Below are 23,127 nucleotides of genomic sequence, written 5' to 3'. Positions count from 1 at the left end.
TTTACATTTGGAATAAACTTCTGGGACATCTTAATTTTATACTTAAATAGTGGTAAGTACTTACGCACAACTAAGATTGAATCAAAATAAAAATAAATATATTACTAAAAATTAATAAAATAAGAATATTGGAGGAATTATTATGTTATCAAAAAAAATAACAGCAGCATTAGTAGCCGTAGGAGTAATAGCATCTACTTCTGCTATACTTGACCAAGTTAATATAAAAGGAGCTTTCGCAGATACAGTAAAGCAAAATGTTGTGTATTCCAAGGATGATACCAAGACAGATTCTCAGGATGATACTAGGATAACTGGAGCTGAAGAGGAAGCTTATAAACAGAAGTCTTTGGATATTTTAAAAAATTATTTTAACATATCAGAAGTTAAGGAAAGTAAAACCAATCAGTTTACCGCAGGTATATTAAATGAAAAAACTTTGGATGAATTAAAGCCAAAAGAACAAAAATTAACTCAAGAGGAATATGATAAGGGGGAAATTTCCAAAGAAAAGTATGATAAACAAATGGCTTACATTGAAGAAAATAATAGCGGACTTAAAGATAGAGTACAAAAATTAAAACATGGAATGGTTCAAACTGGATGGACTGATATAGAGGGGCATAATTGTTATCTTTTTGATTTTAATGAAAATACAAAAGAATTAGATATGGCAATGGTTCATGGGGAGCTTGATAAAGGGACTAAATTAGTACTTAATGACGAACAACTAAAAAATACAGCAGAGGACTTCATTAAAGAGCATAAACTAGGAGATATAGAAAAGCCTAAACTTATCCTTTTAAAAGGACATCGCCTTTTCTATGAAGACGAAAATGATACTTCTAAAAAGGTAGGAGTATCAATTAGCCCATTTACAGGTAAAGTATGGGGCTTTTCAGTAAAGGCGTATGAAGAGTTAGAATATAATATGGCAATTAGTGAAAAATAAATAAAGCTAGGAAGAGCGAAGAAATAGAGGAGAACCAAGTAAGATATACAACTTTTCAGAGGTATTAAGGCATTTTAATGTTAGAGATAAAAGGGAACTATTACACTTAAAAGAACTACAGAATATTAATGGAAACTATAATTTATTATTGGCGGATTTAGAGAGAAAAGGTAGCTAGGGAATAATTAACGGAAGAGCTGTTATTATTGATTATGGTTTTACAAGAGAAGTTGTGAAAGATATTATTATCATTAATTTTAAACACCATATTATTTAGAGTTTGTAAATAATATGGTGTTTTTGATGTACAACATTAGAATATTGAATAGTCTGTATTTATAGAATATGGAAAAATTGATTCAATATAGAAAAATATAACTTTACACAATCATCTTATGTATTATGTGGAATATAGAAAAATGCAAATGTAAAAAATGGATATTCATATTCCCACCACAGAAGTATAAGTTAAAAGTTGCTTATCTATATTACCAGATATTTAATAGATGCTGTACAAAAAGACTAACAAATGCAATGCTTATCCAGCAACAAAGGCCCATAATAATTGGTTTTCCACCAGTTTTGATTAATTTTATAATATTAGTGTTTAGTCCAATTGCGCACATTGCCATTGTAATGAAGAATTTACCTGCTTCAGTTAATGGCTTTGTAGCACTGCTGCCCATGTTAAATACTGTACTTATAATAGCAGCTAGCAAGAAAAATAAAATAAACCATGGAAATATTTTTGATAATTTAACTGCAGTAGTTGAATTTTTTTTAGAACGATATAAAGCAAGTGATAATGTAATTGGAATTATGGCAAGAGTTCTTGTAAGTTTAACAATTGTAGCATAATTTAGAGCTATATCATTTCCATGAGCACTTGTCCATGTTTGCCCTGCACCAACTACAGAAGAAGTATCATTTATAGCAGTTCCAGCCCACATTCCGAAGCCGATATCATTAAAGCCTAATATATTTCCCAAGATTGGAAACAAAAATGCAGCAATTACATTAAATAAGAAGATAACAGAAATTGATTTTGCAATAGCCTCATCATTCGCATCGATAACTGGAGCAGTAGCGGCAATTGCTGATCCACCACATATGGATGATCCTACACCTACTAAAATAGACACATCTGAAGGGATTTTCATTAATTTACTTACTAAATATGAAACAATTAGTGCAGTTGAAATTGTTGAGATTATAATTAATAATGATTGACTGCCTACCTTAAATATCTGAAAAAGATTCATTCCAAATCCAAGTAAGACAATTGCATATTGTAGTATTTTTTTAGATGTAAACTTAATTCCATCTTCAAAAGAGCTTTTACGTGGAAAAAGTGCAATTATCAAACCTAATAAAATACCAAATACCGGCCCTCCTATAATTGAAAATTTTTTTCCAAGAAACCAAGCAATAAAGCCAATTAACAAACAAAGTAATAAACCTTTATAATTCTTTTTTATAAAATTCATAATAATTCCTCTTTTCCTAATATTTGCTTCAAAGGTATCTTATCATAGGTCAATTATAATTAAAAATTATTTATTTTTATATAACGATAAGAATATGTTATGATTAGTTGAGGAGATGATACATATGTTGGATTTTAGAATAAACACATTTTTGACTGTATGTGAATATATGAATTTTACTAAAGCATCAGAAGTATTATGTATTACACAGCCAGCGGTATCACAGCATATTAAATATTTAGAAAAGAGTTATGATACTAAATTTTTTGAATATGAAGGTAAAAAGATAAGACTTACTAAGTCAGGGAAGATATTTTATGAAACAGCTACTACAATGAAACATGATGAACAATATCTAAAAGAAAAAATTACTGAGGAAAAATTGGGCGTGACAAGTCTCAAATTTGGTGCAACTCTTACAATTGGAGAATTTATATTACCACAAAAACTCAGTGATTATTTAAATAGAAATAATAATATGAAGATGACTATGATTTCAGCAAATACCGAAGAACTTCTTCATAAATTAGAGCATGGTGAAATTGATTTTGCATTGGTAGAGGGGTATTTTACAAAAAGTGAATATGATTTTGTTGTATATTCAAGTGAAAATTACATTTGTGTTTCGGGAAAAGATTACTCATTTAAGAAACAACCACATGTATTAGAAGATTTACTTCAAGAGACATTGATCGTAAGAGAAAAAGGATCAGGCACACGAGATATTTTTGAGAAGAACTTAGAAAGACAAAATCTTACTTTAAATGATTTTAGTAAAGTTATAGAAATAGGAAATATTAATGCAATAAAACATTTAGTTAAAAATAATAATGGAATTACATCTTTATATGAAGTTGCAGTAAAAGATGAACTTGAAAATGGAACTTTAAAAAAAATAGAAATTGAAGATTTGCAGAAAACTCATGATTTTTATTTTATATGGAGAAAAAATAGTGCCTTTAAAAGTTTATATCAAAAATTAGTTGAGGAATTTTAAAATGAAAGGGGCAAGAACGCAGAAATTATTCCAGAAATAGTAGTTCAAGGTCAATCGCTTCAGGTGCTACTGATAGCAGCAAAGTTATTTTAAAGGCTATAGAAAATGCATTAGAAAGTGGAGAAAGTAACTGATGAAGGAATTATATTAGTACCAATTCTTGAACTTATGAGTAGATGGGGCAATGAACATATTAAAAAATAGAGTTATGTTTATTTGTGATATGGTGAACTGTATCACAAGTAAAGGCGAATGTCACTAAAATTGAAAAAATAAAAGTTGAAATAACTTACATTATATTTAGTTATGTAAGTTATTTTTTAGTAAATATATAGTAATTAAGGGAGCTATGATATAATTATATAAAAAAAGGAGTTAAGTTATGGAGTATTTAAGAAATATACAAACTATTGTAGCAATTATATCAGGAGTATTAAGCATAGTAATGTTCATTTTATCAAGAAATGAAAAAAAGAAATGTGATGAAATAAGAAATACTATAGAACAAAAAATTGAGATTTTTAATAAGGAATCAAGCATAAAAAGTAATGATCAGTTTAATATTGAAAAAGTGAAAACATTTGATAATAGAAAATCAATAAATTAGGAGTAGTATTTATGGGAGATGAATTTCATATTGATAATATAGAAGAATTTAATTGCGATATACTACCAGTAGAGATATCTGATGTAAGCAAAATAATAAAAGAAATGATTAGTATCAAGAATACTGGAAGGAGCATTTCAGGGAAGAAAAAAAAGTCATATGATATAAATGATAAAATTAAGTTAAATAATATATCAAGTAATATAGCTTCAAAAATTAGAAAATATCATTTAGAATCATATGATATAATTGATGATGCAATTAATTGTCTACAAGAACAAGAATTTTCTATAAGAGAAGATTTATATGATTATTATTGGGACGTATATATAGATATTTTAATAGAATATGATATAGATAATGAGGATGTAGAAAGAGTAAAAGAAACATCTAATAAGATTTATTCAGCTTTGTTAAAGAAAATAAAGAGTGAACTATTTAATGGTAAGAAATCTGATATACCAACAAATAAAGTTGTTACATATATAGGAGCAATAACAGCTTATGTATTCTATAAGTGTAAATTTTTAATACCAATAGAAAATGTTAGTTGTTAAAATTTGAGGAATGGAGATGATGAGGAATGATTGTAGATTTTGATGATGATCCTCGTAATTCAATTCTATATTCTTCTAGTATTATATTAGAGTATTTAAAGCATAATGAAAATTCAAAGAGATTGGATAGTGTATTTAAATATTGTTTAAACAAAAAAATGGAGTATTCAGTATTTTTTTTATCAGTCGATTGGCTATTTTTATTGGGAGTGATAAAGGAGATTAATGATAGAAATGAGTTGGTTTTATGCGATTAGTTAATTTAGTTGTAAAGGAAGGTTTATCAAATCAAATAATTAGAAATATACCATTTAATAAGTCAGGACTTTCTTTAATAGTAGATGAGACTAATAGTAAAGAAAGTGGAAGTAATATTGGAAAAACTACAGCTGTAAAAGTTATAGACTTATGTCTAGGAGCACAATCTGCATCAAGTTTATATAAAGAAAAAGATACAGGAGAAAATCATATAGTAAAAGATTTCCTGGAAAAAAATAAAGTATTTGCTGAATTAACAAGCGTTATAGATGATAAAAAATATACGTTTAAAAGATGCTTATATAAGAATGGTAAAAGTTCTATAAATGGAGAAGAAGTAAAAAATATTACAGAGTATAGGGAAAAACTAAATAATATAATATTTAAAAATGCAAATAATAAGCCTACATTTAGGCAATTAATCGCAAAATTCATTAGATTGGAGAACTCTAATGAAAGTTCATTACTTAAATATTTGGGAACTTATTGTAAGAATTATCAGTACCAAGCTATTTATTCATATCTATATGGAATTGATACTTCTAAGTCTAAAAATGTTGATATTTTATCGTTAAATGAAGCAATAGATAAAGATATTGAAGCTATATTTAGAAAAAATGGAGTAGGTTCATTAAGTGAATTTGAAGCAAAAATAAACTTAATGAAAGAAGAAGTCAATAAGTTTAAAAAGGCTTACTCAGAAGTAACAGTAATAGAAGAATATAAAGATAAGACACAAGAAATAGATGATATTTTAACAAAAATCAATAAGTTAGAAGGAATCTATGCTAAAGGTAAATTAAAGGTTGATCTAATGAAAGAAAAAATAAAGAGGGAACAAGAGAAGATATTTTCAGTAGATCATAAGCTATTAAAAAAGTTATATAATGAAACTAAAATATATATAGATAAACCTTTGATGGATTTCAAGGAATTAGAACAATTTCATAATGGAATGGTAAATAAAAGGATTGGAATGCTTAAAGAATCATTAAAAGAATTAAGTGATGATTTAAAAAAAGTAGAAGGGGAACTAAATAATTTACGCATAGAATATGAAGCAAATTATGTTGAGTTTAATATAGAAATCAAAGATAAATTTGAAGAAAAGTATAATGAATTTTCAATAAACAAAATAAAGTTGGAAAATTTTATGAATGACTATAATTATATAGAACTTAAACAAAAAGAAAAGAAAGATAATTTAAGCAAAAAAGTAGAAGAAAATAGTGATGATGAGGAAAAAGAAGATATCAAGAAAATCTTAAATAAGTACTTTAAAGTATTAACTGATGAGATAATAGGAGAACCATTTGCTATTCTATTAAATGAAAATGATGATGAATTCCCTATAAAAATAATAGGTATGAATGGAAAGCCAGGAACTGGAATAAAGAAAGCGATGATTACTTGTTTTGATTTAGCTCATATAAATTTAATTATAAATAAAGGATATCATATGCCTGTTTTTGAAATACATGATAAGCTAGAGAATATAGACTTAAAAGAATTAAATAATATAATTAGAGAAACTCGTAAGTTTACAGGGCAGTATATCTTTCCTATACTAAATGATAGAATTGATCAATTAGGGATAAAGGATGAAGAAATAGTATTAAGACTCTCAACAACAGATAAGTTTTTTAGAATTTAGAATTAAATAAAGAATTTAAATATATATTATAATAGTAAGGAATATTTGAAGCTGTAAAAGTTTTGAGTATTCCTTTTTCTTTAGTATAAATATAACAACAGAAGGGAGAGAAAGGTGGTAAGCGTAAAAAAATTAACGGATATATAAATGTAAACCTCTAGTGTTAAAATTAGTATAGATTTTAACAATGGAGGTTTATTAGTGTGAAAAATATATCTCAACGTTAAAAAAGCTGCTTAAATTATCTAAAAAAGATCGACCTTAACTAAGGATTTTAGAGAGTAAAGAAAATTATTATTTAGACTCTTGAATAGAAATGTCAGAAGCTTTTATTACATTTGGAGAAATGTAATAAAAATATACTTTTACATATTAGCTTGTTCAACAAATCGTACGCCCATATTAAATGCATTTTGACAGTCCTTAGGAAATTGTTCTTCTTTAACTTTTCTCTTTTTCTTTTCATCAAATAATGATGAAACATATTTTGAATAATCATTAAATTGATATGTGTCATTAACAGCTAAGGATTCAAAAGAACCAAAAGTTTTTTCTATATATACTTGCAGAGATTTAAGATCATTTTCATATTCAGATTTAAATTGTTCATTAGTTACATTCATTGTATAAATGAATCCTGCTGGTATTTTTCTCTGGAATAGGCTTGAATGATCTTTATCATAAACTAAATATTGAAATATAAGTCTTTCTAAAAAAGATCTCATAGCTCCAGTAACTGAGTGCAAATATATTGGAGAACCGAAAATAATTGCATCAGCATTTGAAACTTTTTCAAGAATAGGTGTTAAATCATCTTTTAAAGCACATTTTCCATAACTTTTACCATCTTTTAATTTACAAGCAAAACAACTTACACACCCCTTATAGTTTTGATCATAAAGATGAATAAGCTCTGTTTCAGCACCACGTGAAGCTGCTCCTTCAAGTGCTTTATTGAGAATAGTAACAGTATTTTTATTTTTTCTTGGACTTCCGTTAATTGCTATTACTTTCATTAATTTTACCTCCATTTACATGTATAATTGACTTTAGGGATATTAAAAAAATAACAAGTCTATCTGCCAGTAGATTTTCTTTCTTTGGACTTGTTATTTTCTTTTATGTGGCTTATGCTATGAATTATATATCATAATAAAAAAATAAATAAGTATGCACTTATTTGTTATATACTAACCACAAGGTAAGTAAAGGAGTAGATTTATGAATAGTTTTGAAGATAAATATGGAGCATGTGGTATGCGATATACAATGTCTGTAGTCGAGGGAAAATGGAAGTGGATTATACTATGGAAAATATATAAAGCCAAGGTAATAAGATATAATAAATTGAGATATAGTTTAGAACCTATTTCTCATAAGACATTAAGTGCACAACTAAAGGAACTAGAGATCAGCAATCTGATTCATAGAGAACAATATAATGAAGTTCCACCTAGAGTTGAGTATTCTTTAACTGAAGAAGGAATTACATTAGTACCAATTCTTGAACTTATGAGTAAATGGGGTAATGAACATATTAAAAAATAGATTTATGTTTATTTATGATACGATGAATTGTATCGTAAATAAATTCAAATTTTACTAAAAGTGGATAATTAATTAGAACAAAATAGCTTACCATATAAAAATTAATATGATAAGCTACTTTGTTCTAATTTTATTGTTGCTAGTATTGCGAATACTCAATCTTATTAGTCTACTATATTACTTTTTAAGTTTATACGAAAGCTTTAATAGGTTCTATTATTTTTTGTATAATTCCATTTAAAATCATATTCTTTCAATTATTTTTGAGAGATGCATTTTTCAGGACAAGCAAGTTCACAAGCTCCACAGTCAACACAAGCAGATTCATTGATTGTTCTTTTTCTAGCTTTCTCTTCTGTGATACATCCAATAATACATACCCGCTGACAAGTTCCACAACCCACACAATCTGATTTAATGATTCTTCTAGGCATAATTTCCTCCTTATATCTAGAAAATTATAATGTTTGTTTGCAAGAGGTAACTGTAACTTCTAATGTTCTTGTAAGGAATGGACACTTTTCTTTCATCATCTTAAAGTTATCTCCATCTTTTAGAAATTTAGCGGTTCCTTCAAGTAAAAATCCGGTTCCTGGATATTGGTAACCCATTACTTCCTTACTACCAAGAGTCAATTTAACTTTAGGGTTAACATTAATATTTTCTTCTGTTTTGATCATAGCGGCAGCAGGAATTAAGATTTTATTTCCTTCTACAATAATTAAATAGCTGTTCCATGTATTAACTACATGAGCTTCATTATTTGAGCAAGTTACGATAGAAACTACTCCTTCATGATTTAGTATTTCAAAAAATTTTTCTGTAAACATTATATATTCCTTCTTTCTTTTAATTATAGATTTAAGCTATCGTCGATAGATATTGTCTACAATAAGATTATGATTTTTTTTATCTTTTGTCAATGGAAATATTTTATAAAAGATTATATATTTAATGCTGTATTATTATCTTGAATGAGAATAAATAATAGATTATTATTAATAAAAGAACGATAATATATCAAAGGAGTAAAAAAATGAAATTTTCAGTAGGAGTGGAGTATGCAATACATTGCTTATTATATATGGTAAGCCTAGAAGAAGGTAAATCTGTGGGAATAAGAGATTTAGCCACATTTCAAGGTGTCTCGGAAACTTATTTGTCAAAAGTATATGCAAAGTTAAGTAAGTTAGGAATTATAAAATCCGTACCTGGTGCAAAAGGCGGTTATGCATTAGCTCGTGATGCAGAAAAAATATCATTTTGGGATATTGTTGAAGCAGTAGAAGGAAGTGAATCATTTTTTCAATGTGCAGAAATTAGACAGAACAATATATTATTAGATAAAGATAATTTACCAGATTCGCATACTAAATGCCCATGTCTTATAAAAGTTGTAATGTTAGAGGCAGAAAATGAAATGAGAAAATACTTAAGTAATAAGACATTAGCATGGTTATATGATGAGGTATATAATAAAAAGCTTCCAAAGGATGCTGAAAAAACGATGATTGAATGGTTTAATAATAGTAAAAAATAATTAAGTTCAAAGGAAGTTAAAATTACTATCGGAACTGCTAATATATCTATTCCAGTTAGTGAAACTACTTTAATATATTCAATAATTAAGGAGTTAGCTGAAAAATGTTAAATATAGATAAAGAGCTTAGAGAATCTTATGCCTTGGTCGAATAAAATTCCTGAAAATATGAAAATTAAAGATCAGAAATAAAATTAATCCTAGTAAAGCTCATTCGTGCCTTACTAGGATATTTTACCTGGTACAGCTTCTCCGGAAATCCGTACATATCATAAACCTGTTTCAGTTCCTCGGCTGTCTGGATGAATGTTCCGTGTGTGTACCAGTGTGCAGAGATGGCAAGAATCGCTTTCGGTTTTCCAAACTATTCAATAATTCTGTGTCCTGTCTCTGCCATACCTTCTGTAATTTCATTGTTATCTAATGCCACCATCGAGCTCCCATGTCCGGCATAATTTTATCGTTCATCTTTAGCCTCTCGTATTAATCTCGTATAAATGCAAATCTCATGCAAAACAAGAATTTACAGATATTTTTTACCATCACTCCAAGCCGTTCCAACTTTCTCGCCTAATGCAATATAACTGTTGCTAAACGCATCAAAGAACAACATGCCTGTTTTCTGGGAATCGATTCTGCCTCTGTTATCTAACACTGACTCATCTGCAGCTATATTGACAATTCTTGCAAGTACAGTAGTGAAATTATTTTTATATATTACCTCTATAAGTTCACATTCTATGACAAGCGGACTTCCTTCGATGATTGGAGCGTTGATGAATTGACTCTTCTTTGCTTTTAAACCTGTTCTCGCAAATTTATCTGGATTTGTATACCCAGTTACTGTTCCAAAATAGTCAACTTCTTTTATCAAATTCTGATTCACGAGTGCAATAGTAAATGCACGTTTCTTTTCAACATTCTCATGTGTTTTACTACGTGGACCGATAAAACAAGCGAGATGACCAGCATTCGTCCTTGCACATTCATGCAAATTCATCACATTCACTGTTCCATCATCATTATAAGTTCCAACCATTAAAACTGGTGCAGGATAACCATATCCGAATGCGTTTGGTCCTAAATTTTTCATCATAATAATCTACCTCTTTCATCTATCTAAATTTAATATTTTCAAACAAGAAATTACACATATTTCCTGCCTTCTTTCCAAGCCTCACCAGCTTTCTCACCTAAAGTAACATAGTTGTTGCTGAATGAGTCGAATAATACCATTTCTGTTTTCTTAGCATCAAGTCTACCGTTTTTATCTAAAACAGATTCATCTGCCACTACATTGATAATCTTACCAATAACCGCATGAAAATGACCTGTTTTTACAATCTCCGAAAGCTCACATTCATATACCAAAGGACTGCCTTCAATAATTGGTGCATTAATATGTGCACTCTTTACCGCATTTAAACCAGTTCTTGCAAACTTGTCCGGCACCCTATATCCACTCATAATTCCAAAGTAATCCGCTTCCTTCATAAGTGATGGATTAACTAATGCAACTGTAAAAGCACCCATTTTTTTTATATTCTCATGCGTCTTTTTGCTTTCACCAAGGCATAATGTCAAATGACCGCCCTCGCTCATCGTACACCAATGCAGATTCATTACATCAACTGTTCCATTCTTATCATAAGTTCCAACCATCAAAACCGGCATTGGATGTCCATAATTTGCACCACTTGGACCTAAATCTTTCATCATAATAAACAACCTCCTCTTAATTCTTCTCTCTCATTCGTGATTCCGCCACATACTGCTAACATGGCGGTCGGCTTTTCAGCCTCATCATAAGATGAAATCATCAAAACCGGCATCGGTGTGATGTATGGCTTTGCTCCTATATTTTTTCTAGACATATTTATTCTCCTTAAATTATGTGATAAATCACAGTTATCTTATGCATTATGCTCTTAACGATAGGATTTCTTATAGATTTCAAGATAATCTTCATCCGTAAGCGGTAACGGGTCTGCGGTGATGTCGCCACCGAGCACCTCGTGTATTCTCTTCGGATACTTTGCGAGCTCTTCTTCCTTGATTCCTGAATCACTCATGCGGAGATCTTTACATCCGACTGCTTCGATCAGTTCATCCAATGCTCTGATAAAATCTTTTCCGGATGTCGGGTTCTCCACTCCCATTGCTTTTGCCATTTTGATCATCTGTTCTTCTGCAGCCTTACGTTCTGCAAAGAAATCATAATAATCATGAGAAATCATAATCAAACCAGCACCGTGGATCAGATTTTCATGGTAGGATCCCATGGTATGTTCCATTGTATGTGCTGATGTGATGAGCATGTAGTAGCCCGCAAGTGAATTAGCCAGTGCCATATTTGCTCTTGCTTCCTGATTGCTTCCATCACGATATACAACTGGGAGATTGGCGGCAATCAGTTCAATAGCTTTCAGAGCAAACATTTCTCCCATCGGATGCTCATTCTTATTAATCACAGATTCAGCTGCATGGAAAAAAGCATCCATTCCCTGAAAAGCTGTAAATTTAGGCGGTACACTCATCATCAGATTGGAATCAACAACAGACAGCACCGGGAACATTGATGGAACTAAAAAACCGGATTTTTCACTTACTTCGTCGTTGCTGAGCACCGCGCAACAATCCACTTCACTTCCCGTTCCTGCTGAAGTGGTAATAGCGACAATTGGAGCGGCATCTTTTTCCGGATTCTTTTTTCCTCCGTTTACCGAATAACTGTAATCCCAGATATCACCCGTATTGGTCATCATGAGTGCGATACATTTGCTGGAGTCCATGACGGATCCTCCCCCAAGTGCAACGACAAACTCACAGCCTGTCTTCTTTGCTTTCATTGCACCATCCATAATATTACGGTTTGTCGGATTTGGACGGATTTCATCAAAAATCTCATAGGTAACTCCCGCAAGATCCAGTTCTTTCTCAAGCGCGTCCAGATATCCGAACTTCTTCGTAGATGAACCGTTGGATGTCACGATCAGGGCTTTCTTTCCCGGAAGCACTTCTGTATGCAGCTCCTGAAGTTTTCCTGCTCCAAATAATACTTTTGTCGGCATATAAAAATCAAAATTATACATATGTTCTATTCCTTTCAATTTGAACTTTCTTGTTACTAAATCCATCATATAGATTTTCACCTTGCAAATCAGCGCTAAATATTAACTTGAATTATGGCGTATTTTAACCTTATAATTAGATATAAGCATGTTTGGTTTACCAAAAACGTTGCAATGCTTGAAAGAATTGCTCAGAAATTTGAAGAAAGGAACGTTGTTATGTCTTGGAATTGCGATACCGAAATCGATCACGCATTAGAAAAGCTCGGTCAGGACTTTCCGCACCTCAATTGGGACTTTAGCCCGGATCCGTCCTCAGGAAATAACGAACTGATTTCGCATTGGTTGGGAGAGAAATCCGAGGAAGTTATGGTGTGTGCATTTAAAGGGAAAAAAATTGAGGAGCGTTTTCACCGCCAGGATTTTTTTTTCATTCATTTTGCTTATCACGGAGATTATGATGCATTAAGCGCCAACTATAACAATCGGATCACGGTAAAAGAAGGAGACTGCTATATCGGTCAGCCCTACAGCGGCTATGCTGTTAAGCGGGATTCTGATCACGAATGTATTATTCTCGGAGTACTGATTCGTAAAGAAACCTTTTTCCGGGAATACCTAAGTGCGCTCTCAGCAGATAGCTCCATGCTTAATTTTTTTCTGGAACCACAGAAAAACAAATATGCAGAAGAGTTTGTTCATCTGGAAATTCCAGCTTCTTCGCCAATCTGGCAGCTACTGAATGTCATGATTCTTGAATATGCTCATAAAACAGAGGACTCACAGAAAATTTTAAAACCTATGGTCATGTCCCTTGCAATGTATCTTTCCTATGAGTACAAGCGTCAGCATCTACCTACTGGCACGACATTAATTGACCGGATTCTTGAATATATCGAATCACACTCTGATTCTGTAACATTGAATGACATTGCATCCCATTTCGGATATCACCCCGTCTATATTTCCCGTGTTTTGCCGGAAAAGACAGGGAAGACCTTTTCTGCTCTGCTAGCTGAATCACGTATGCGAAGAGCCAAGCTATTATTGGATCATACCGATCTTTCCATTGAAAAAATTGCTGATATGCTCGGATACAGCAATAGCAGCAATTTCTATAAGGCCTTTAAACAGTATTATGGTACTTCTCCTCGTCAGCTTTAATGGTCAATGTTACGGTTTCAACGTGAAATGTATCAATAACGTTATTAAACCATTTTTCAACCGTAACACTGATTAGTTCATCATGTAAGATCTCACCTTTATTAAATTTAGTACAGGCATCAAGAAACTGGCTGCTTCTGCTCGTTACCTGCTTTGGTGCAGTCTTCAGATGCTCACAAAGATGGCGAGAATAAGGATCAGCCAGTTCTTCAAAGCTTATCTCTGTTTTTTCGGTCGGAGCGGGTTCTAAAAGAGATTCAGCTAATGCAAATTTATACGATGCCACATTCATTCCAAACAGAATAAAGTTTTATCACTTGCTACTGATATGGCTGACCCTATCATAAATAAATGCGAAATTTACTAAAATTGGTCATATAATTAATACGAAATGACTTACAATATAAGAAGAAATATGATAAGTTTTGTTTTGTAGTTATAATAATTTTATGATATTTGAAACAATGCTTTAAATATGCTTTAAAATAAACACAAAAAAATGAAACACTGATGCACGGTGTTCCATAATTGTTTTAAAGGAGAGGTTATATGTTATTAATAAATAAGATGGAAAATGCAAATTTAACAACGGTTGAAAAAGATATTGCTAAGTATATTATTGATCATCAAGAAGAGCTAGAAAAATTATCAACACGTGCTATCGCAAAAGCGACATACACATCATCAGCTGCTGTTATTCGTTTAGCACATAAATTAGGCTTTGAAGGATATAATGATTTAAAAAAGCAATATCTTGAAGAAAAAGTCTATTTAAATTCTCATTTTGAAAATATAGATGCCAATATTCCTTTTAGTCAAGATAATAATATTATGAGCGTTGCTGGTGCAATTAAGGAAGTTATGATTGAATCAGCAAATGACACATTATCACTTATTCATCATGAGTCATTGCAACAGGCTATAAAAATATTACATAAGTCAAACCATATTTATGTATTTGGATTTGGTGCATATGTACCTCTTGCTACGATATTTCAAATGAAAATGTCGCGTATTAAAAAGCATGTTGTTGTTCAAAGTTTTGTAGGAGAAGAATCATATCAAGCTGATATGTTAAATCAAGATGATTGTGCGATTATCATTTCTTATTCAGGAGAAAATTCTAGTTTAATCAATGTTGCTTCTCTACTTAAAGAAAATAATATTCCTATCATTGTTATAACAAGTATAGGAGAAAATAGTTTGAGTTCATATTCAATGTGTTTACTTTACATGTCAACACGTGAAAAACTCTTTTCAAAAATTGCGAATTATACATCAGAATATTCAGTTGCTTTAATACTAGACATCCTATATTCCTGCTATTTTAGATTAAATTATCAAAAGAATTTAGATTATAAAATTAAACATTCTAAAAAAGTAGAAGTTACACATTTTTCAGAAAATGAAATTATTAAGGAGTAAATTAGAATCACAATGATATATAGTGAAATATTAGAAAAAGAAGAATAATAAAGTTCTTCTTTTTGTTTTATTAAAATTATATATATGTTGCAAAATGATTTATTCATGGATTTAGTGAGATAGTACTTAGTTTTAATGTAGATTTCAATTTTCAATATATATATTGAAAACAAAAATAGCAAAAATAAAGAAAATATGAAACGCTGCTTTAATAATACTTTATAAATAGAATGAAAAAATAAAACAGCGATACAAAAATTTATAAAGATATTATCAATTCATTAATAATATGATAAAAATGAATTATAAAGAAAAAGCGGGAGGAAGAAAAATGGGATTTCCAAAGAATTTCTTATGGGGTGGTGCACTTGCATCTAATCAATGTGAAGGCGCATATGATGAAGATGGAAAAGGTTTATCAGTCCCAGATTTAGTATTAGGTGGAGATGTTAATACACCAAGAACTATTTGTTCATATATTTTAGAAGATAGATTCTATCCAAGCCATCAAGCAGTTGATTTTTATCATCGTTATAAGGAAGATATTCAATTATTTGCTCAAATGGGATTTAAAGCACTACGTTTATCTATTAATTGGGGAAGAATTTTTCCTAAGGGGGATGATGATAAGCCAAATGAAAAAGGATTAGCATTTTATGATAAGGTTTTTGATGAATGCTTGAAATATAATATTGAGCCAATTGTAACTTTATGTCATTATGAAATGCCATGGAATTTAGTGAAGAAATATCAAGGATTCTACTCAAGACAAACAATTGATTTTTATGTTAAGTATGTTACAACATGTTTTGAAAGATATAAAGATAAAGTAAAATACTGGTTAACATTTAATGAAATTAATGCAGGAACAATGGGTGAACCACTTGCTTCATTATATGGTTTAGGTTATATGTCTCAAGAAGATTTACAAAGAACAAAACCTTGTACCTTTGATGAATTAAAAGATAACCCAGAGCATCGTTACATTGCATTACATAATGAGTTTGTTGCTAGTGCATTAGCAGTTATCAAAGGGCATGAAATTAATCTTAATTTCATGATAGGAAATATGAGTAGTCATCTAACTTGGTATCCTCATACTTGTAATCCCAAAGATATATTAGCTTGTCAGGAAAAAGATACAATGTTCAATGATTTTTGTGCTGATGTTCAAGTCAGAGGGGAATATCCAGAATATGCACTTGCTTATTTTAGAAAGAATAATATTGATTATTCATTTATTACCGAGGAAGATAAGAAAATTTTAAAAGAAGGAATCATTGATATGTATACCTTTTCTTATTATATTTCAAATTGTGTTAGTGTGGATCCAAAGGTTGAAAAGATTGGTGGTAATCTTGTTGGAGGTGCTAAGAATCCATATTTAAAAGCAAGTGAATGGGGATGGCAAATTGATCCAGATGGACTTGGATTTACATTAAATAAACTTTCTAGCCGCTATCCAAATCTTCCTTTAATGGTTGTAGAAAATGGTTTTGGAGCAGTTGATAAAGTAGAAGAAGATGGATCAATTCATGATGATTATCGTATTGATTATTTTAGATCACATATTCAAGCAATGAAAGAAGCTTGTGATGACGGTGTAAATTTAATTGGATATACATCTTGGGGACCAATTGATATTGTTTCTGCAGGAACAGGACAACTTTATAAACGTTATGGTTTTATTTATGTAGATAGACATGATGATGGAACAGGTGACTTTTCAAGAAGTAAAAAGGACTCATTTTATTGGTATAAAAAATGTATTGAATCTAATGGAGAAATTATTTAGGAGGATGTAAATTATGGCAAGTGTATTTTTTCCTAGCTGTAAAGCAAGAGCAGCTTATAAAGAAACTAGTCAAAAACTTGCGCAATATATTAAAAATAAATTTGATATTGAGCCAATAGGGTGTTGTAAAATTAATAATCCTAAACTCACTCAGGATGATACGGCTATAATTCTTTGTTTAAATTGTGCCAGAGTCATTGAAGCTAATGCAAATTACAAAAACATAGAATTTGTTTGGGAAATCATTGATAAAGATAAAGATTTTGTTTTTCCAGATTATAATGGACAAAAAATGATAATACAAGATTGTCATGTGGGAAAAGGCAGAAAAAATGTCCAAGATGCAGTACGTTCTTTAATGAAAAAGATGAATATTGAAATTGTAGAATTAGAAAAAAACTATGATGATGCAGAACATTGTGCATCATATGAAATCATAGGATATCATAGAGATAGACCAATGACGAAAGAAGAACAAAAAGAATATTTTACGAAACGTTATAAAGATATCACAACTGATATCGTAGTTTCATATTGTAAATACTGTAATGATGGTGTTAATATGTCAGATAAAAAAGGATTGCATATATTAGAGTTATTGTTTCCAAATGATTAAATAAATTGAAATTTGTTGATTAGTTAAGAAGTAAGAGTCATGTATGAAAGTCATAAAAAGCATTTTTAAAAAGATATTTTGGAAATTCACTAAGAAAGGAATAGCCCTTTGAGGCTATATCATAACTATATTAGGGGGAGAAATAATGATAGGCGCAATAGCTGCTTAGGATATTTGCATGAGAAAAATGGGGAGTATAAGAAAAAATACTCCTCATTTCTGTTATAGAAATATTAATATTAGTGTATTTGCATTAAGTAAAAAAATATTGTTGCACATGCAACAATATTATACTATACTTATATTGTTGCGCGTGCAACAAAAAACTAATTGTACTTGTTGAAAGGAAGTGAACAAAAAATATATGTCGTATTCAGAATTATTACTATCTCAATTTACAGAACTTTTTGAAAAAAGGGATGCATTAGATAAATTAAACTCTAGAGAAATTTTACATAACTATGGATTTTCGGAAATGCATTGCATTCACCTAATAGGTAAATTGGAAGAGCCAAATGTTACAAAAATATCATTAAAATTAGCAATGGCTAAAAGTTCTATTAGTAGAATAGTAAAAAAATTATTACATAATGGAGATATTGAAAGTTACCAAGTAGAATGTAATAAAAAAGAAATTTATTACAAATTGACCCCAAAAGGTCAAGAATTATTTGATGAACATTTAAAAATACATTGTTCTGGGAGAGAAAGAGATAAAAAGTTTTTTGAAGAATTTGATGATAATGATTCCCACATTATAAGTGAGTTTCTAAGTAAATATAACAAATACTTAGAAGTTCAAATAGAGAAATTAAAATAAGGAGTGATAAATTTTGTTAATAGATTTAAGTGTAAAGGTCACTAAAGAATCCAATAAAAATGTTTTAAATAATGATGAGGCAAAACTGGCTTCATTCGGTCATTTAGGAACTCATTTCGATGTAATGGACAAAGAGTTTCCGCTAGAATATACAAAGAGGGATGCTATAGTATTTGATGTTAGTCAGATATTAGATAGAGACATTGATGTATCAGATATAGATATCAATTTAGTCAATGAAAATATGTTTGTTGCTTTTTATACAGGATATATAGAAAAAGAGGGATATGGTACAAAAACTTATTTCACATCCCATCCACAATTATCTGATGAATTAATTAATCAGTTGGTTAATCGTAAAATTTCAATTATTGGTATAGACTTTGCAGGAGTAAGGCGCGGTAAAGAACATACGCCTAAGGATCAATATTGTGCAGATAGAAATGTGTTTGTTATTGAAAATTTATGCGATTTAGATAAAGTTTTAAATGAAAGAAAATCAATTGAATTCACAGCTAATACATATCCAATTAATTTTGCGGATATGACAGGATTACCTTGTAGGGTAGTAGCTGAGATGGAATAAATAATATAATTGAATTTTTCATTCACAACACTAATGTATTATGGTGAATGATTGTGCATAAACAAAGTCAGGGATTATATTTAACCCATGATTTTATTTTAAATAGAAAGATATGTGTGTTTATTGGACTTAAAAATTAATGCCACCATCAATAGCAGTACGATAATCTAGGATACAAGTATATATAAAGTAATACAATATTAATATTAATTTCATAATAACCTCAAACTTTCCTCACATTTAGTATCTATAATTTACAATATAAATAAACATATAGGAGGAAAAATTATGTTAAGTAAGAATATACAAAGATTATTAAGTGCTGCGGTAATAGGTATGAGTATATATTCATTACCAATGTTTTCTTTGACAGCATCTGCGGCAACAAATGAATCATCAAATGTAGGAACAGCAGATGCATCTAATTCTGGTAGTAAAAGTGTTTCACCATATGAACAACTTATGGATAAAACGCCAATAGAGCCAACTAAAGTTTTCGATAATTTATATTTCATAGGATCTAATGGAGTAGGATCATGGCTGGTAAATACCTCTGATGGGTTAATATTAATTGATGCAATGAGAACTATTGAAGATGCAGAAGATATCATCATTCCTGGTATTAAAAAATTAGGATTTGATCCAGCTAATATTAAGTATATATTAGTAACACATGGACATGGAGACCATTATGGTGCTGCTCAATATATACATAATAATTATGGTGCACCAATACTTATGAGTGCAGATGATTGGAACTATATGAATACCCATTCTACTGAGGCAAATGGACCAGAGTTTCCTAAGCCAACAACTCATACAGATATTACAGATGGTGAGAAACTTACATTAGGAGACACATCTATTACAATTGTTTCTACACCTGGTCATACTCCTGGAGGTGTGTCTTTAATTATTCCAGTAACTGATAATGGTACAAAACATATGGTAGGTATGTGGGGAGGTACTGGTCTTCCACAGTTGCTTGAGGATAATGAAAAATACTTAAATTCTCTTGATTACTTTGCTAAGTTTACTGATGCAGCTCAAGTAGATGCTGAAATTACTGCGCATCCATTTACAGATAATAGCATTGAAAGACTGGAAACTCTTCGTAACCGTAAATCTGGTGATCCAAACCCTTATGTTATTGGTCAGGATGGATACAAAGCTTATATGGACAAGATGAAAATAAGAGTCACTGATAATATTAAGAAACTAGAAGAAGAAAAATAATAAGATCAAAATAACCTCCAAATTTAACATTTAAAATTTGGAGGTTATTACATGTGCAGGTGGATTGACTTGTTATTATTTTGATAATACTTTAATCAAATGTTAACTATGTTATTCAGTTATGTCAAACCATACCTGCGTGCCTATACCTACCTGACTTTCAATTCCATATGTGTAATTGTGCAATTTCAAAATTTCTTTAACTATTGCCATACCAAGTCCTGCACCACTTTTTTCACTCTTTCTAGACTTATCAACCTTGTAAAAACGATCCCAAATATAAGGCAGCTTATCTTTAGGAATTCCATCTCCATTATCAATAATACAAATATGGAGATTAGAGTCTATATTTGTTAATTTAATTTCAACGATACCATTTAAATTAGAGTGCCTGATAGCATTTTGCAGTATATTACAGAACACTGAATGTATTTTATCTTTGTCTGCAGTGATGAGAAGTGTATCATTAAAGGTTTCTAGAGTAATTTGCACATTTTTTTCTGCGGCAAGAGCATTAATATCATTTAGAACATCCTCGATTAATGCAATAAGACAAAATGAAGATGATTCAAGAATGTAGTTTCCTGATTGGATTTCTGATAATTCAAGAATGTCTTCTACCATGTTATTTAGTTTTTTAGAATTCATTATAATAATTTCAGCATATTTATCTTTTTCATTGTTGTCTACAATGTCACAATCGAGTAATAACTCTCCATATGCACGAATGGAGCTGAGTGGAGTTTTTAGTTCATGAGATATATTGGCTATAAACTGCTTTTTTATATTATCTTTTTGTTTTAATTGCTTAGACATGTGATTAATAGTTTGAGCAAGTATAGCTACTTCATCTTTTGATTTAACAGAAACTACTGTATCAAAATCACCTTCTGCAATGCGTTTGGAAGCTTCATTGATTTCTAAAATAGGTTTAGAAAACTTATTTGCTAATATAAAGGCAATACAACTTCCAATAAGTAAAGAAAATAAACATACTATCATTAACTGTTTCTTTAAAACAGATGTTGTTTCATTAATTGGTTCCATAAAAGATTGAATAATTACATATCCTTTTTGAGCATCATTTACTGAGTTACCCATTACAATTGATGTGAATCTTGTACCTTGTGTTTTAAATGATTTTACTGTTTTTTGTGTTTGAGGTTGTATTTGAGTTTTTATGTACTTAACATTTTCTAGGATAATTGGATTATTATTTTTTATTTGTGTAGCTGAGGTGTAATTTATATTAAAATTTTCATCTGTTACAATCACTAAGCAATTTGATGCAGAACCAAAGTCAATAATTTCATTTAATATATCGTCTGATGAAATACTGTTTTGAATCATTAATGAAACTTCATTAAGTTCCTCTTGCATTATTTTAGTTCGTTGATAAACATAATATTTCTCAAAAAAAACAACTTGAAAAATCCAAGAAATTGCAAATATAATGATAATATTTAAAATAATGAATCCCCATAGCTTTCCAATTAATTTATTCATTTTTTGTCACCTTCAGCCTATAACCAACTCCCCATACCGTCTGAATACAGCCTTTTTCACAACCAAGTTTTTCTCTTAATTGTTTTATATGTGTATCCACAGTCCTAAAATCATTGATGTCCTTATTGTTCCAAATTTTTTCGAGCAACTTTTCTCTTGAAAAAGTTATATTGTGATTATTTACAAAAGTAAATAAAAGGTCAAATTCTTTTTTAGTAAGTAGAATTTCGGTATTATCTAAAAAAACTTCCCTAGTAACAGAATTTATTCTAATTTTTCCTATATTTATATATGCCGTTTGTGGTACGTTTGATTTTTTGACTCTATTAAGAACAGCCTGAATTCTAGCTATTACTTCCTTAAAACTAAAGGGCTTTGTAATATAATCATCTGCTCCAAGATCGAATCCCTTGAGCTTGTCATATTCTTTAGAAAAGGCTGTCAGCATAATAATAGGTACATCTGATACTGTTCTCACTTGTTTAAGTACTTGCATTCCATCAATTTCGGGAAGTGAAATATCCAGTAAAATCAAATCTACCATTTTTGAGGTGAATTTATCCAGAGCCTCTTTTCCATCATAAGCTTGAATTGCATTATATCCTTTCTTAAGCAAATGGATTTTAAGTGCATCATTAATTTGTTCATCATCTTCAACAATTAAAATAGTGAATTTATTTTCAACCATATAAACCATCCTTATTCCATAATTACGTGTTTTATCTTTGCATTGCATATCCAATAAATAACAAGCATTTTATTATTAAATTATAATAGATAATAAATTAATAATAAAGATAAGCTATTGAAGAAGGAATTGAAAAACAAGCAACAGATACAGCAATAAAAGCAATTAGCAGGCAATAGCAATAATGAGAAGTAGGGTATCTGAAAGGGGGAGGCTAGTTTTAATTTAAAAGAGTTATCATTTGCTATTGATACAATGAAACATATTATAGCTAAACGAGTTTTTACTAGATTTAAACTTTGAAATATATGTCAACTAGAAAGAAGCTGTATTCTTTTTCCAAATGTTGCATTATAATTTTGCTGTAATCATTTCTTAAGTAGAAGTTGTTTCGCTCTTGCTTGTCCTCAACTTGTTTGAGGAGTATGCAGGAATGGGGTAGTTTCTACTAGTAGAAATCCATAGCAAAATTATATAGCAGCATAGAAAAAGAATACAGCTTCTTTAGGTAAATCATCACATAACTCTAAATTGCAAGTTACTTATATATGTATTTCAAAGTTTAAATCTAATTTATAAATTGTTTATCTATAGATAAACAATTTAAGAATTAAACTTAT

25 protein-coding genes and 1 pseudogene are annotated in these 23,127 nt (G+C 30.1%); 16 read left to right on the top strand and 10 right to left on the bottom strand.

Annotated features, from left to right (window positions below; all coding sequences use genetic code 11):
- The first annotated feature begins 142 nt into the window (after positions 1–142).
- Entirely contained in the window at positions 143–952 is an 810-nt protein-coding gene (locus tag CLSA_RS17430) for a hypothetical protein (RefSeq protein WP_022748156.1), read from the top strand.
- A gap of 488 nt (positions 953–1,440) precedes the next feature.
- Here the strand turns inward: CLSA_RS17430 and CLSA_RS17425 are convergent, their stop codons facing one another.
- Entirely contained in the window at positions 1,441–2,439 is a 999-nt protein-coding gene (locus tag CLSA_RS17425; protein ID WP_022748152.1) for a YeiH family protein, read from the bottom strand.
- A gap of 124 nt (positions 2,440–2,563) precedes the next feature.
- Between CLSA_RS17425 and CLSA_RS17420 the strand changes: the two genes are divergently transcribed.
- From CLSA_RS17420 to CLSA_RS17400, 6 genes and pseudogenes are all read left to right on the top strand, one after another.
- Positions 2,564–3,436, top strand: coding sequence for a LysR family transcriptional regulator (locus CLSA_RS17420; RefSeq protein ID WP_022748149.1), 873 nt, complete (start codon positions 2,564–2,566; stop codon positions 3,434–3,436).
- Positions 3,437–3,570 (top strand): annotated as a pseudogene (locus CLSA_RS24135) (FMN-binding protein); the annotation flags it as partial.
- Between the two features lie 248 nt (positions 3,571–3,818).
- Positions 3,819–4,043, top strand: a complete 225-nt coding sequence (locus CLSA_RS17415) for a hypothetical protein (RefSeq protein ID WP_022748145.1) — start codon at positions 3,819–3,821, stop codon at positions 4,041–4,043.
- An 11-nt stretch (positions 4,044–4,054) separates the two neighbouring features.
- Complete coding sequence (locus CLSA_RS17410) at positions 4,055–4,600, top strand: hypothetical protein (RefSeq protein WP_022748142.1); 546 nt, start codon at positions 4,055–4,057, stop codon at positions 4,598–4,600.
- Positions 4,601–4,626: 26 nt separating this feature from the next.
- Positions 4,627–4,857, top strand: coding sequence for an ABC-three component system middle component 6 (locus CLSA_RS17405; protein ID WP_022748138.1), 231 nt, complete (start codon positions 4,627–4,629; stop codon positions 4,855–4,857).
- A complete protein-coding gene (locus tag CLSA_RS17400; protein WP_022748135.1) occupies positions 4,848–6,512 on the top strand; it encodes a DUF2326 domain-containing protein in 1,665 nt (554 codons plus the stop codon). The genes CLSA_RS17405 and CLSA_RS17400 overlap by 10 nt, the downstream gene beginning before the upstream one ends.
- Positions 6,513–6,877: 365 nt before the next feature.
- Here the strand turns inward: CLSA_RS17400 and CLSA_RS17395 are convergent, their stop codons facing one another.
- Positions 6,878–7,528, bottom strand: a complete 651-nt coding sequence (locus tag CLSA_RS17395; protein ID WP_022748133.1) for a flavodoxin family protein — start codon at positions 7,526–7,528, stop codon at positions 6,878–6,880.
- 205 nt (positions 7,529–7,733) lie between these two features.
- On the opposite strand from CLSA_RS17395, the gene CLSA_RS17390 reads away from it, so the two are divergent.
- Positions 7,734–8,060: a winged helix-turn-helix transcriptional regulator gene (locus tag CLSA_RS17390; RefSeq protein ID WP_022748132.1), complete on the top strand. Its 327-nt coding sequence runs from the start codon at positions 7,734–7,736 to the stop codon at positions 8,058–8,060.
- A 257-nt stretch (positions 8,061–8,317) separates the two neighbouring features.
- On the opposite strand, the gene CLSA_RS17385 is transcribed toward CLSA_RS17390, so the two are convergent.
- Both CLSA_RS17385 and CLSA_RS17380 read right to left on the bottom strand, forming a co-directional pair.
- A complete protein-coding gene (locus CLSA_RS17385) occupies positions 8,318–8,494 on the bottom strand; it encodes a 4Fe-4S binding protein (protein WP_022748129.1) in 177 nt (58 codons plus the stop codon).
- Positions 8,495–8,518: 24 nt separating this feature from the next.
- On the bottom strand, positions 8,519–8,890 hold the full coding sequence (locus CLSA_RS17380; protein WP_022748126.1) for a pyridoxamine 5'-phosphate oxidase family protein: 372 nt from the start codon (positions 8,888–8,890) through the stop codon (positions 8,519–8,521).
- A 206-nt stretch (positions 8,891–9,096) separates the two neighbouring features.
- On the opposite strand from CLSA_RS17380, the gene CLSA_RS17375 reads away from it, so the two are divergent.
- Complete coding sequence (locus CLSA_RS17375) at positions 9,097–9,600, top strand: Rrf2 family transcriptional regulator (RefSeq protein WP_022748122.1); 504 nt, start codon at positions 9,097–9,099, stop codon at positions 9,598–9,600.
- Positions 9,601–10,123: 523 nt separating this feature from the next.
- On the opposite strand, the gene CLSA_RS17370 is transcribed toward CLSA_RS17375, so the two are convergent.
- The 3 genes from CLSA_RS17370 to CLSA_RS17360 form a co-directional block, all read right to left on the bottom strand.
- Complete coding sequence (locus CLSA_RS17370; RefSeq protein WP_022748119.1) at positions 10,124–10,696, bottom strand: flavin reductase family protein; 573 nt, start codon at positions 10,694–10,696, stop codon at positions 10,124–10,126.
- Between the two features lie 50 nt (positions 10,697–10,746).
- Entirely contained in the window at positions 10,747–11,319 is a 573-nt protein-coding gene (locus CLSA_RS17365) for a flavin reductase family protein (RefSeq protein ID WP_022748115.1), read from the bottom strand.
- A gap of 209 nt (positions 11,320–11,528) precedes the next feature.
- Positions 11,529–12,740: an iron-containing alcohol dehydrogenase gene (locus CLSA_RS17360; protein WP_022748108.1), complete on the bottom strand. Its 1,212-nt coding sequence runs from the start codon at positions 12,738–12,740 to the stop codon at positions 11,529–11,531.
- A gap of 105 nt (positions 12,741–12,845) precedes the next feature.
- Between CLSA_RS17360 and CLSA_RS17355 the strand changes: the two genes are divergently transcribed.
- Positions 12,846–13,835, top strand: a complete 990-nt coding sequence (locus tag CLSA_RS17355; protein ID WP_236903269.1) for a helix-turn-helix transcriptional regulator — start codon at positions 12,846–12,848, stop codon at positions 13,833–13,835.
- Here the strand turns inward: CLSA_RS17355 and CLSA_RS17350 are convergent.
- Positions 13,798–14,127: a hypothetical protein gene (locus tag CLSA_RS17350; protein ID WP_155738306.1), complete on the bottom strand. Its 330-nt coding sequence runs from the start codon at positions 14,125–14,127 to the stop codon at positions 13,798–13,800. The two genes, CLSA_RS17355 and CLSA_RS17350, sit on opposite strands and share 38 nt — an antisense overlap.
- Positions 14,128–14,384: 257 nt before the next feature.
- Between CLSA_RS17350 and CLSA_RS17345 the strand changes: the two genes are divergently transcribed.
- From CLSA_RS17345 to CLSA_RS17320, 6 genes are all read left to right on the top strand, one after another.
- The gene (locus CLSA_RS17345; RefSeq protein WP_022748102.1) at positions 14,385–15,260 is read left to right on the top strand and encodes a MurR/RpiR family transcriptional regulator; all 876 of its coding nucleotides are present in this window, start codon (positions 14,385–14,387) and stop codon (positions 15,258–15,260) included.
- Between the two features lie 331 nt (positions 15,261–15,591).
- The gene (locus CLSA_RS17340; RefSeq protein WP_022748099.1) at positions 15,592–17,055 is read left to right on the top strand and encodes a glycoside hydrolase family 1 protein; all 1,464 of its coding nucleotides are present in this window, start codon (positions 15,592–15,594) and stop codon (positions 17,053–17,055) included.
- Between the two features lie 13 nt (positions 17,056–17,068).
- Entirely contained in the window at positions 17,069–17,671 is a 603-nt protein-coding gene (locus CLSA_RS17335; protein ID WP_022748095.1) for a (Fe-S)-binding protein, read from the top strand.
- Positions 17,672–18,020: 349 nt separating this feature from the next.
- Positions 18,021–18,491 (top strand): MarR family transcriptional regulator, encoded by a 471-nt coding sequence (locus tag CLSA_RS17330; protein ID WP_155738308.1) that lies wholly within the window; start codon positions 18,021–18,023, stop codon positions 18,489–18,491.
- A 13-nt stretch (positions 18,492–18,504) separates the two neighbouring features.
- On the top strand, positions 18,505–19,077 hold the full coding sequence (locus tag CLSA_RS17325; protein WP_022748088.1) for a cyclase family protein: 573 nt from the start codon (positions 18,505–18,507) through the stop codon (positions 19,075–19,077).
- A gap of 288 nt (positions 19,078–19,365) precedes the next feature.
- Positions 19,366–20,313, top strand: a complete 948-nt coding sequence (locus tag CLSA_RS17320; RefSeq protein WP_022748085.1) for an MBL fold metallo-hydrolase — start codon at positions 19,366–19,368, stop codon at positions 20,311–20,313.
- Between the two features lie 111 nt (positions 20,314–20,424).
- On the opposite strand, the gene CLSA_RS17315 is transcribed toward CLSA_RS17320, so the two are convergent.
- Both CLSA_RS17315 and CLSA_RS17310 read right to left on the bottom strand, forming a co-directional pair.
- Positions 20,425–21,819, bottom strand: coding sequence for a sensor histidine kinase (locus tag CLSA_RS17315; protein ID WP_022748082.1), 1,395 nt, complete (start codon positions 21,817–21,819; stop codon positions 20,425–20,427).
- Positions 21,812–22,507, bottom strand: coding sequence for a response regulator transcription factor (locus CLSA_RS17310; RefSeq protein ID WP_041716322.1), 696 nt, complete (start codon positions 22,505–22,507; stop codon positions 21,812–21,814). The genes CLSA_RS17315 and CLSA_RS17310 overlap by 8 nt, the downstream gene beginning before the upstream one ends.
- Positions 22,508–23,127: the final 620 nt, after the last annotated feature.

This window comes from Clostridium saccharobutylicum DSM 13864 (assembly GCF_000473995.1).
Lineage (GTDB): Bacteria > Bacillota > Clostridia > Clostridiales > Clostridiaceae > Clostridium > Clostridium saccharobutylicum.
This window is presented reverse-complemented; position numbering and strand designations above follow the sequence as displayed.

Excerpts from the sequence above, each read along its gene's own strand:
- CLSA_RS17415 (WP_022748145.1), top strand. The coding sequence starts at position 3,819 with ATGGAGTATTTAAGAAATATACAAACTATTGTAGCAATTATATCAGGA.
- CLSA_RS17385 (WP_022748129.1), bottom strand. The coding sequence starts at position 8,494 with ATGCCTAGAAGAATCATTAAATCAGATTGTGTGGGTTGTGGAACTTGT.
- CLSA_RS17380 (WP_022748126.1), bottom strand. The coding sequence starts at position 8,890 with ATGTTTACAGAAAAATTTTTTGAAATACTAAATCATGAAGGAGTAGTT.
- CLSA_RS17310 (WP_041716322.1), bottom strand. The coding sequence starts at position 22,507 with ATGGTTGAAAATAAATTCACTATTTTAATTGTTGAAGATGATGAACAA.
- CLSA_RS17395 (WP_022748133.1), bottom strand. The coding sequence starts at position 7,528 with ATGAAAGTAATAGCAATTAACGGAAGTCCAAGAAAAAATAAAAATACT.
- CLSA_RS17370 (WP_022748119.1), bottom strand. The coding sequence starts at position 10,696 with ATGATGAAAAATTTAGGACCAAACGCATTCGGATATGGTTATCCTGCA.
- CLSA_RS17345 (WP_022748102.1), top strand. The coding sequence starts at position 14,385 with ATGTTATTAATAAATAAGATGGAAAATGCAAATTTAACAACGGTTGAA.
- CLSA_RS17365 (WP_022748115.1), bottom strand. The coding sequence starts at position 11,319 with ATGATGAAAGATTTAGGTCCAAGTGGTGCAAATTATGGACATCCAATG.
- CLSA_RS17405 (WP_022748138.1), top strand. The coding sequence starts at position 4,627 with ATGATTGTAGATTTTGATGATGATCCTCGTAATTCAATTCTATATTCT.
- CLSA_RS17410 (WP_022748142.1), top strand. The coding sequence starts at position 4,055 with ATGGGAGATGAATTTCATATTGATAATATAGAAGAATTTAATTGCGAT.
- CLSA_RS17350 (WP_155738306.1), bottom strand. The coding sequence starts at position 14,127 with ATGAATGTGGCATCGTATAAATTTGCATTAGCTGAATCTCTTTTAGAA.
- CLSA_RS17390 (WP_022748132.1), top strand. The coding sequence starts at position 7,734 with ATGAATAGTTTTGAAGATAAATATGGAGCATGTGGTATGCGATATACA.
- CLSA_RS17335 (WP_022748095.1), top strand. The coding sequence starts at position 17,069 with ATGGCAAGTGTATTTTTTCCTAGCTGTAAAGCAAGAGCAGCTTATAAA.
- CLSA_RS17425 (WP_022748152.1), bottom strand. The coding sequence starts at position 2,439 with ATGAATTTTATAAAAAAGAATTATAAAGGTTTATTACTTTGTTTGTTA.
- CLSA_RS17360 (WP_022748108.1), bottom strand. The coding sequence starts at position 12,740 with ATGATGGATTTAGTAACAAGAAAGTTCAAATTGAAAGGAATAGAACAT.
- CLSA_RS17355 (WP_236903269.1), top strand. The coding sequence starts at position 12,846 with ATGCTTGAAAGAATTGCTCAGAAATTTGAAGAAAGGAACGTTGTTATG.
- CLSA_RS17420 (WP_022748149.1), top strand. The coding sequence starts at position 2,564 with ATGTTGGATTTTAGAATAAACACATTTTTGACTGTATGTGAATATATG.
- CLSA_RS17430 (WP_022748156.1), top strand. The coding sequence starts at position 143 with ATGTTATCAAAAAAAATAACAGCAGCATTAGTAGCCGTAGGAGTAATA.
- CLSA_RS17315 (WP_022748082.1), bottom strand. The coding sequence starts at position 21,819 with ATGAATAAATTAATTGGAAAGCTATGGGGATTCATTATTTTAAATATT.
- CLSA_RS17400 (WP_022748135.1), top strand. The coding sequence starts at position 4,848 with ATGCGATTAGTTAATTTAGTTGTAAAGGAAGGTTTATCAAATCAAATA.
- CLSA_RS17375 (WP_022748122.1), top strand. The coding sequence starts at position 9,097 with ATGAAATTTTCAGTAGGAGTGGAGTATGCAATACATTGCTTATTATAT.
- CLSA_RS17320 (WP_022748085.1), top strand. The coding sequence starts at position 19,366 with ATGTTAAGTAAGAATATACAAAGATTATTAAGTGCTGCGGTAATAGGT.
- CLSA_RS17340 (WP_022748099.1), top strand. The coding sequence starts at position 15,592 with ATGGGATTTCCAAAGAATTTCTTATGGGGTGGTGCACTTGCATCTAAT.